We start from the raw sequence: 9,721 nt of genomic DNA, 5'->3' as shown, positions 1-9,721 counted from the left end.
GGAACAGCACGCGCGGGAGTTCGCGGAGAGCGCCAGCGTCGAGGTCGTTTTCGTCCTCCCGACGCTCGTCTTGGGACCCAACGCCCTCCGTCCGACGCCCAGCGTCGAGTTCGTCGTGAACTACCTGCGCCGTGGGGCTCCCGCGTACTTCGATATGGGCATGAACATCGTCGACGTCGAGGACGTGGCGAAGGGCATCCTGCTGGCGGAGGAGCGCGGAAAGGCTGGCGAGCGCTACATCCTGAGCGGCGAGGACATGTCGTTCCGCGAGTTCTACGCGCGCCTACACCGCCTGACCGGGCTCGGCATGCCCATCGCGAAACTGCCGAATCCGATCATGCCGGCTATTGCCGCCGTCGTCGAAGGGGCTTCGTCGCTGTTGGGACGAGCGCCGTTCGTGACGCGCGACATGGTTCACGATTTCGCGGGTCGGAACGCCTACGCGAGCTGCGCGAAGGCGCAGCAGGAGCTCGGATACTCGTACCTCGATGCCGATGAGGTGTTGCGCCGCGCCGTGGAGTGGGCCCTCCACATGGGTTGGGTTCCTGAGCGCCGTCGCGCCCGAATGCGGCTGCAGCCGGATCGAGAGGATTCGTGAGGTGCCGACTGTGCGAATGTGCCGGCGAATCGACTTCGAGGCGTCGCACTTCTTCGCGCTGCCGGGTCTGACGCCCGAGCAGAACCGCGAGCGCTTCGGGCCCGTCGCCGCGCCCCACGGGCACAACTACATGCTGTTCGTCGAGGTTGCGGGCGAGGTGAATCCGGCGACCGGCATGGTCCTGAACATCAAGGACGTGGACGATCTCATCGAGCGGCTGATCGTCACGCAGCTCGATCATAAGTGCTTGAACCTGGACCACCCGGCTTTCCGTCTTCGGCTCCCGACGACGGAGAACATCGCGTTGTTCGTCTGGGCGCAGTTATCGGGCGTCGTCGAGAAGTGTCGCCTCGTCGGCGTGCGAGTCCAGGAGAGCGAATCGCTGTGGGCGGACTACCGGGGACAACAGGAGGAGAAGGGCCCGATGGTGACGCTGACGAGGGCGTACGACTTCAGCGCGTCGCATCGACTTCACGAGCCGAACCTGTCCGACGCGGAGAACATCGAACTCTACGGAAAGTGCAACAACCCGAACGGACACGGGCATAACTACCGTGTCGAGGTGACCGTGGCGGGCGTTCCCAGCCCTGTCACTGGCATGGTCGTCGATTTGGAGCAGGTGGATCGGATCGTCGGCGAGGAGATCATCGAGCGCTACGGCTTCAAGCACCTGAACACGGATGTCGCGGACCTGCGCGGTCTCAATCCGACGTCCGAGAACGTCGTCCGGGCGATCCACGACCGGCTGAAGCCCCGCTTCGCCGACGGCGCTCGCCTCCATCGCGTCCGCCTCTATGAGACTCCCAAGAGCTGGTTCGAGTACGGAGCGCCGGAATGACCACGGGAGCCCTGACGGGCCGCATCGCCGTCGTGACCGGAGCGGGACGGGGGATCGGCGAGGCGACCGCCGTCGCCCTCAGCCGCCTCGGAGCCCAGATCGTTCTTGCGGCTCGAACAGAGACGGAGCTCGAGCGCGTGGCAGAAGCCATCGAAGCGAATGGCGGAACCGCGCTCGCCGTGCCGACGGATGTGACCCGGACGGAGTCCGTCGAGCGGCTCGTGTCGGCAAGCCTAGATCGCTTCGGACGGATCGATATCCTGGTGAACAACGCCGGTTCCGCTGTGTTCGAGCCGGTCGAGTCATCCGATCCCGACGCGTGGTGGCGCACGGTCGAAGTGAACCTGCACGGAACTTACCTGTGCACGCGCTACGCTCTTCCGTCGATGCTCGAACAGGGCAGCGGACACGTCGTCAACGTCCTGTCGGTCGCCGCCGAGACACCGTTCCCAGCGTCGAGCGCCTACTGTGGCGCGAAGGCGGGAGCCCTGATGATGACGCGCGTGCTCGCCGGTGAGGTGCGTCGCCGAGGCATCCGTGTCACGGCGATTCTGCCAGGCTCCACTCGGACGCCCTTCTGGAAGGGCATGGAGTTCACGCCCGACCTGTCCGAGATGATGCCGCCGGAACGCGTCGCAGAGACGGTCGTCTTCGCCGTGACGCAACCAGGGGGAGCCGTCATCGACGAGGTGCGCGTCATGCCTCCCTTCGGCGTTCTGTAGCCGACGCCCACCCCTTGCGCCCGTCCACGGGTCTGCCGATGATTGCAGTACCGCTGCGACGGAATGCTGTGTCGGGTCGCCGCGACGCGTTCCGAGTCGTCCAGGCAGCGGGTCGATAAGGAGGAAACCATGCATCGCAGGCGGATATCGACAGTATCGGTGGGGCTGGGGCTTCTGATCGCGGGTGTCTGGGGAGCGCAGGCGCAGAACTTCGGGTTCGAGTTTTCCGCAAACGCGGCGGATCACGTCCAGGCGGACGATAGCGACAGCCTCGACATCACCGGCAAAGAGCTGACGATGGAGGCGTGGGTCTATCCGATGGGCGATGGGATCATCGTCAACAAGGAGGACTCGTACGAGTACGCCGTCGTGGGCGGCGCGCTGCAGTTCGCCATCAACGCCGGTCAGTGGGCGTGGTGGGGCAAGGGCGTCGTCGAGCAAGGCAAGTGGCACCATACAGCCGTCACGTATGACGGCGCGAACACGCGCGGCTGGATCGACGGGAAGCTCGCGCACACGGAGAAGATCAACAATCAGGCGATCCTCAAGAAGGACGGAGCGGGCAGCCCGTTCAACATCGGTTGGCGCCCGTGTTGCGGGAACCAGGTGTTCCGAGGCGTCATCGACGAGGTTCGCGTGTCGGATGTCGTCCGATACACGGCGGACTTCACGGTTCCCAAGACGGAGTTCGCGCCGGACGCAAACACGCGCCTGCTGTGGCATCTCAACGAGGGCAAGGGCGGCAAGACGGCGGACGCCTCAGGCAACAAGAACGACGGCATCGTCATCGGGAACCCGAAGTGGGTTCCGGGGGCTCCCGTGACGCCGGTTCTGGCGGTCGCGCCGAGTGGCAAGCTGGCGACAACGTGGTCCCGCCTGCGGGGTGCGCGATAGGCACATATCGGATTCCAGAGGAGACGTGATGGGTCGCTACCGGATCGTGGCGTGCCAGGTTCTTTGGCGCGAGCTCTGCCACTACGCGGCGGCGTCGGAACACGTGTTCGACTTCGCGTTTCTGCCGCAGGGACTGCACAACACGCCCGACACGCTGCGCCGCGAAGTCCAGGCGGCGATCGACGCCACGCCGGACGGGTACGATGCCATCCTCGTCGGCTACGGGCTCTGCAGCAACGGCGTGCAAGGCGTGCGGGCTCGGAAGGTTCCGCTCGTCATCGTCCGGGGGCACGACTGCATCACGTTCCTGCTGGGATCCAAGGAACGCTACCGTGAGTACTTCGACCGACACCCCGGTACCTACTGGTACAGCCCAGGATGGATGGATACGTCGCTCATGCCGGGCAAGGAGCGGTACGAGCGCATCCTCCACTCCTATGTCGAGAAGTACGGCGAGGACAACGGGCAGTACCTGATGGAGATGGAGCAGGGCTGGTTCAAAGCCTACTCGAACGCCGCCTACGTCGATCTGGGAATGCACGACACGTCGCGCTTCAAGGACGAGACGCGCGACGCCGCGGAATGGCTGGGATGGAACTACGACGAGCTGAAAGGCGATCCGGGGCTGGTCGAGCGGTTCGTCAACGGTCAGTGGGACGCGGAGGACTTTCTCGTCGTGCAGCCCGGACAGGTCATCGAGCCGTCGCACGACGACGCCATCCTCCGCTCCCGAGAACCCGAGGCGTAGCGCCGCCTCAGTGGGTCGTTCCGCGGACGCCGCGCCGTAGGGGCGACGCGGTGCGTCGCCCGTCTCACGACGAGGGCGACCCGTCGGGCCGCCCCTACGAAGCGTGCAGTGTTTCCGGGAATCAGTCCATCAGAGTTGGTATGCCAGGTCGGCGTCCAGCTCCATCACCTTGTCGGTGACGACCGAGAAACGGTTGCTGACGACGAGGTAGTACCGCCCCGTCCGCGTCAGCCGGATGTCGTGGCTCACGGAGCCGACCCGCCCGGAGAAGTAGATCGCCTCCGCGTTGGGCCCAGTGGGCCAAGACGCATACCCCGATTCGTGGAACACGAATACTTCGGCGTCCCTGCCGCTCGTCACATCGAAGTCGAGGCGGAGGAACGGGTCGACCATGTCCGACGTGACGACGAAGTCGAACGCGTGCCACTCGCCGGAGTGGACAGACAACTGCGGCGAATGGACGACGCTCTCAGTGTAGTCGGCGATCAGATCACGGTCGGACTCGTCGCACGCCGAGAACAGCGCCAGCGCGGCGATCACGGCCGCGAACCTGGCAACCACAGCCATCGAACGCGTCATCGTGCGGCTCCTCGTCGAGCGTGCGGATGCCTGGCGGCAGGGCATGCGCGACGCGGTGCGTTCCTTACTGCAACTCCCCGCGAAGCATCAGGGCGCTGGATACCGAGAGGTAGTCGCGTCCGGCTTCGACGCGGTCGTTGTTGTAGCTAACGCTGAGACTCATGTTCGCGCGTACGCGCTGACTCAGATTGTAGCCAACCTGGAGAGCCGTCTGATAGCGCTCCGAGCGGGCGTCGCGGTTGTTGCCCAAGCTCTCGCGCCGGATCACCGTCGTGAAGTAGTTGGTGACGTTCAGGTTCTGCTCGAGCTTCAGAGTCTTGCCGATCAGCGGAACCTTCCATCCCGACTGGGTGCGCAGGTTGTAGTCGACGCTCAGACTCGGTGTGACAACGACGCCGTCGGACGTGACGCCGCTCCGTTCCTGCGTCCGCAGGCTGACACGCGATCCCAGCGAGGTTCGCGTCTCGCCCCACGCCTGACGCCACGTCAGCGAGCCCTCGTGTGTCAGGCTGGAACCGAACGAGGACGTTCCGCCCTTGCGATCCGACGTGCGGTAGTCGTACCGAACTTGGATCGACGCGCGATTGGAAGGCGTGAAGAGCTTCACGTCGCTGCCTGCGTTGGTCGAGAGCTGCCGCGATGCGGTTCCGATGTTCTTCGTGAAGCTGTTGCGGAAGGACGTGTCGCCGCTGAGCGACATCCACAGCAACGGGTCGAACGACGAGCGAAACGAGATGCGGTTCGACTTGGTCGATTGGGATCGCTGGGGCGAGTCGTCCGGCAGAGCGAGGGCTTCGCGAACGGTCACGTCGGAATCGAGCTGACGCAGGTAGTCGCGCACGTCGTAGTTGTAATCGGCGCTGATCGAGAACGACGTGAGCGACCGCTGCCAGATCGTGTAGCCGTCATCGCGTATCGCGCGTCCCTGCCGCGCTGCCAGAGAGCGGTCGAGCTCCTGGTTGCCGCGTCCGAGCCAGTCGCCACGGCTCAACTGCGCCTCTTCGTACTGGGACAGGTCGTAGCCGTACTGGGTCATCTGGTCGAGACGTTCCTGCTCGCGGAAGAACGTGTCCTCGCGCAGGCTCGTCGATTCGGACGCGAGGCTGCTGGTGGACGGCGGTCGGGTCGCCGTCGATGTCTGGGGAACCGGCGTCTGCTGAGGGGCGGGCTCCTGCGCCTCGACGGCATCGGTCGATTCGTCGCTCTGGGGAACCGGCGGCGCTGCCGTTGCGATGTCGGGCTCGGATGGGGCGGGCTCTGGGGCGTTCGAGGAGTCCTCGGCAGCATCCGAAATCGTCACGGGCGGCGACGGCGGCAGTCCGGGTCCGTCGGCAGGCGCGGGCTCCGACGCCGCAGGTTCCGACGCAGCGGAGGGCTCGTCCGTCGAGGGAACCGATGCGACGGCGGGCTCCGGTGGCGTCGAAGCGTCGGTGTCGTCTGCCACGTCGTCTGGAGTCGGCGACGGCTCGGCAGGTGCGCTCTCCTCTTGCGGAACGGTCGGCTTCGTCGGCGCGACGGCGGGTTCGCGCTCCGTGGCTTCCTCCGGTCTGCGCTTCGGCGTTAGCTTCAGGACTTCCTTGAGGCGCAGACTGACTCCGACTCGGATGTCGCTGTTGATGCTCAGGTCCTTCTTCAGGTCGAACCAGTTCTCGCGGAAGCTCGTCTGGGCGCTCAGCGTGGGTCGGATGCCGAAGAAGGACTTGTTGATAGTCGGTCTGAGCGACAGCCGTTGGTCGCGCTCCGCGATCCGGTAGGGGATCGGCGTTGCCGGGTCTTCGGGCTGGGTCGTGGGCGTCTGCGTCGCCGTGCGCGCCTCGCGTTTGGCGAGCTCGCGGCGGATGTCGTAGGTCGGCTGCAGCGAGAAGCTGCGCACGGGTCGGAGCTCGAGCGTCACGGTTCCGCTGTCCACGATGCGGTCGTTGTTGCCGTAGTAGGAACCGTAGTAGCCGTTCTGCCCGCTCGTCGTGTTCGTCGCCGTCGTCTGGTCGACGATGGCGTTCTCATGGCGGTATTCCGTGGAGAGCCGGACGTACTCGCGGACGCCGTATCGCAGCGACGTGATGTACAGGTCGCTGAACTCGGTTCCGCGCCGTTCGTTCCACATCTCCTGGGAATCGAACGTGAAACCGAGCTCCGGGGCGTGCTTGATCACCAACTGCGTGCGAACCGTCTGATTGTCGATCTTGCTCGCGCCGGCGGCGTAGGTCGAAATGCTTCCCGGTCGGTTCTCCGACACGGATTCCTGACTGCGGACGCTGTATTCCAGCGGGAGCCAACGGAGCGCCAGCAGACGTGCGTTCACGTTGAACTCGTCCGTGCTCGTGCTGTATCCCTGGTACATGCTGTAGGATCGGCTCGTTTGCCCCGCTGAGTTCTCGAAGTCGCGGTCCTGATTCGTGTAGCCGATATCCACCTGCAGCAGGTTCCCCAGCCCGATCCGTCCGTTTCCGCGCCGCGCCCAGCCAGACCGCACGATCGGGTCGGTCAGGTAGATGTCGTTGACCCACACCTCGCCGTCGATGGGGTCGTTGCCGTCGTTGAGCACGCCGAGAACGACCCCGCCGATGCTCGATATGGATGGGTTGCCGACCGCCTTCAGACCGTCGGGGTGCTGATTGCCGTCTTTGTCCTCCAGCGTCACCACGACGTGCTTCCATCCCTGGAAGTCGAGTGGCACGACGAGCTCGTAGTAGTCCTTCAGGTCCTTGAAGACATCGACGGTCGGCTCGGTCTGCTGCGTGCCGGTTCCGTAGTTGGCGTAGCTGCGATAGCTGTAATAGCCGCCGGTTCGCAGGCTGGAGCTGAGACGGATGACCAGCGATCCGCCCGTGTCGTGTCCGTAGACCCACATCTTGAGCGTGTCGTGCTTCGAGAAATCCTGCCCGTCGCCGCGACGGGGACCGTTCAGGCGCTTCCAGGTCACGCCCATCGACTTCGGGTTCAACTGGAACGCGAGCGAGAGCGTCTGTTCCTTCTGCTCCTGCGTGCCGAAGCCGAGGGCGCTCTCGACGAACGGATGGAGGTCCTTGAATTCCTCGTCGTCTTCGAGCTGGCGGTAGGCGGCGAGGTAGTCCGCGTAGTTGTAGTTGTCCTTCGCCGTCACCATCAGGTATTCGCCCGAATCGCTCTTGGCGGCGACCCCAGTGGCATCGGCGACGACGCCTTCCTCCCACTGGTTCCCCACGAACTCGATGGACGCCCACTGGACCTTGCCGGTCACGCTCCCGGCGCGGTTCTTCTCGACCCAGACGCGCACTTGCTTCACGTACCCCCACGCCGGCAAGCCGAGCTCGCTGGCTTCGGACAGGGGGATGCTGACGAACGTCCATCCGCTGCTGTCGTTCCGCTTCTTGAGCCATTCCGACGGGATGTCGTTCAGCGGGATCGACAGCGAGTAGTAGGCGTTCAGCGTGTCGAGAACCGAGTCGCCGTTCAAATCCTCGCCGTCGAGGATTTTGTCGCCTTCTCCGATGCGCACGAAGCCGCCCAGCTCCTGATCGAAGAGCCACCCCTTGTCCTCGGACTCCTCAAGGGAGCCGTTCCCGTAGAACCGCTTGGAGCCCGTGAGCGACTCTTGGTCGAGGTCGAGATAGTCGATCTTGCCGTCGCCGTTAGTGTCCGTCAGGTCGGCGGGGAGGTCTTCGCTGTCGAGGCGACCGTCGTTGTCGGTGTCTTCGCTCAGGATACCGATGTCGATATGGAGCGTCACGTCCCGGTCGCCCGTCGTTCGGAGCCACATCTCGAGCGACTGTCGGTTCTGGAAATCGACGCCGTCCGGGGACATGGGGTAGGTGAATCCTCCCCATTCGCCGATGACGTCTTGCAGGTCGTATCCGAGCTCGGTGACGAGCCTTTCCTCGGTCGTGCGCGCCAGCGGGTTGATTTGGGCGGCGCTGACGCGCGTGTTCTTGAGGTAGTTCGCCGGGAGCGCCTTGATGTCGTCGCGCGGCAGGATCGAGAAGACGACGCGCGAGGAACCCGGGTCTGCGGCTCGCGCCAACGGCGTGCTGGCGATCTGCCACTGGTGCTTGTACGTCGGGATGCTCGTCGCGTCGCGCGCCCCCTCCATGCTGTCGATCAGGGCGTAGCCGACGGAGTTCGGGTTGTTGTGACTGAACGCGGTCTCGCCGCTGAAGTCGATGGAGAGCGGGAAGGACTTGGGTCGCACGAACGGCAGCGCGCTGACGATCCCGGCGAGCTCGAACGCCCTGCCGAAGCTCGTGTTGACGTCGAATGCCTGTAGGCGGCTGGGCGCTTCGTTCACGTCTGGGATGCTGGTGGCGCGCTTTCCGGTGTTGTAGACGTAGCCCGCCGATACTCGGAACCCCTGGATGAACAGCGGATTGAAGTAGCTCCCGCTGCTGATGCCGTAGCTGCGGCGCGACCCGCCATAGCCCCCAAAGCCGCCGTAGTCCCCGCCATAGCCACTGCCGTAGCTGCTGCCGTAGTTCCCGTACCCGCCGCTGTAGTTGCCGTACGACGACCCATACGACGATCCGTACGATGACCCATAGGACGATCCGTACGACGATCCATAGGATGACCCGTACGACGAACCGTACGAAGACCCGTACTGGCTGCCGTAGTTCCCATAGGAGCCCTGGCTGCCGAGCCCGGACATATCATCCAACGCGCCTCTGCCGCCGGGACCGCGTCCGGGCTGCTGATCCCCCTGCCCGGGGCGTTTCCCACGGTCGCGCCACTCGTAGTCGAGCCACATGCCTGCGACGGTCTGCTGGAACTGCCCGCCGAATGGCGAGTACTCATAGTCGACTTCGATCTCGTCGAACTCGCTCAACTGCGTGTTGAACGTGATCGAGCCGAAGTCGTAGAACATCTGGTAATCGACGTCCCTCTGGAGCCGGCGGTTGTTCAGCCGGACGACCTCGCTGCCGGGGATGACATTGAGGACGCCCATGTTGTACTCGTCGGATCGGTACGAGTAGTCCGCCTGGATCGTATAGACCTGGTCGTTGGGGCGCGGATTCTCGGCGTAGATCGCCGGGTTCGCCACCTGATCTCGCAGGTGCGCGAAGGGGTGGTTCGGCGCGTCGAGGGCGAATGGACGAGCGTCCGGGAAGAACACGAGCCCGCGCTCGAAGTCGATGAATTCAGGATCGACTCGCCGGTCGCCGTTCTTGTCGAGCCCGAAGAGCTGAATGTAGGGGTAGACGCCGTTCGACGCCGTGAACGCCTGGGAACCGCCTCGCCAGATACTCAGCTCGAAGTCGGTCGGCGAGATGTTCCGGTTCCCGAGGCTGTAGACGTTGCGTAGCTCCGTGCCCCGAGTCGCGGTGTCCTTGATGACGACATAGCCGAGGAGTTCCCCTTCTTCGTCGATG

Annotated in this window: 6 protein-coding genes and 1 pseudogene; 6 read left to right on the top strand and 1 reads right to left on the bottom strand. The window is 64.7% G+C overall.

Annotated elements, in window-relative coordinates; translation table 11 throughout:
- Positions 1-488: 488 nt before the first annotated feature.
- The 4 genes from FJZ36_16305 (at position 489) to FJZ36_16290 (ending at position 3,800) form a co-directional block, all read left to right on the top strand.
- The gene (locus FJZ36_16305) at positions 489-1,436 is read left to right on the top strand and encodes a 6-pyruvoyl tetrahydropterin synthase (protein MBM3216463.1); all 948 of its coding nucleotides are present in this window, start codon (positions 489-491) and stop codon (positions 1,434-1,436) included.
- Positions 1,433-2,158, top strand: a complete 726-nt coding sequence (locus FJZ36_16300; GenBank protein MBM3216462.1) for an SDR family oxidoreductase — start codon at positions 1,433-1,435, stop codon at positions 2,156-2,158. Before FJZ36_16305 ends, FJZ36_16300 begins: the two co-directional genes overlap by 4 nt.
- Positions 2,159-2,221: 63 nt before the next feature.
- Complete coding sequence (locus FJZ36_16295; GenBank protein ID MBM3216461.1) at positions 2,222-3,052, top strand: LamG domain-containing protein; 831 nt, start codon at positions 2,222-2,224, stop codon at positions 3,050-3,052.
- Positions 3,053-3,080: 28 nt separating this feature from the next.
- Positions 3,081-3,800: a DUF1638 domain-containing protein gene (locus FJZ36_16290; GenBank protein ID MBM3216460.1), complete on the top strand. Its 720-nt coding sequence runs from the start codon at positions 3,081-3,083 to the stop codon at positions 3,798-3,800.
- A 129-nt stretch (positions 3,801-3,929) separates the two neighbouring features.
- Here FJZ36_16290 and FJZ36_16285 read toward each other — a convergent pair whose 3' ends face one another.
- On the bottom strand, positions 3,930-4,379 hold the full coding sequence (locus FJZ36_16285; protein ID MBM3216459.1) for a hypothetical protein: 450 nt from the start codon (positions 4,377-4,379) through the stop codon (positions 3,930-3,932).
- A 3,357-nt stretch (positions 4,380-7,736) separates the two neighbouring features.
- On the opposite strand from FJZ36_16285, the gene FJZ36_16280 reads away from it, so the two are divergent.
- Together FJZ36_16280 and FJZ36_16275 are read left to right on the top strand one after the other, a co-directional pair.
- Entirely contained in the window at positions 7,737-7,946 is a 210-nt protein-coding gene (locus FJZ36_16280; GenBank protein MBM3216458.1) for a hypothetical protein, read from the top strand.
- Between the two features lie 784 nt (positions 7,947-8,730).
- Positions 8,731-8,832: pseudogene (locus FJZ36_16275) on the top strand (ABC transporter substrate-binding protein).
- Positions 8,833-9,721 lie beyond the last annotated feature (889 nt).

It is taken from the genome of Candidatus Poribacteria bacterium (assembly GCA_016866785.1).
Classification (GTDB): Bacteria; Poribacteria; WGA-4E.
Note: the sequence above shows the minus strand (reverse complement) of the source record. Positions and strands in the feature narration are given on the sequence as shown.

Bases quoted from the DNA above. Each gene is read 5' to 3' on its own strand.
- FJZ36_16300 (MBM3216462.1), top strand. From the start codon at position 1,433: ATGACCACGGGAGCCCTGACGGGCCGCATCGCCGTCGTGACCGGAGCG.
- FJZ36_16285 (MBM3216459.1), bottom strand. From the start codon at position 4,379: ATGACGCGTTCGATGGCTGTGGTTGCCAGGTTCGCGGCCGTGATCGCC.
- FJZ36_16305 (MBM3216463.1), top strand. From the start codon at position 489: ATGCCGATGAGGTGTTGCGCCGCGCCGTGGAGTGGGCCCTCCACATGG.
- FJZ36_16290 (MBM3216460.1), top strand. From the start codon at position 3,081: ATGGGTCGCTACCGGATCGTGGCGTGCCAGGTTCTTTGGCGCGAGCTC.
- FJZ36_16295 (MBM3216461.1), top strand. From the start codon at position 2,222: ATGCTGTGTCGGGTCGCCGCGACGCGTTCCGAGTCGTCCAGGCAGCGG.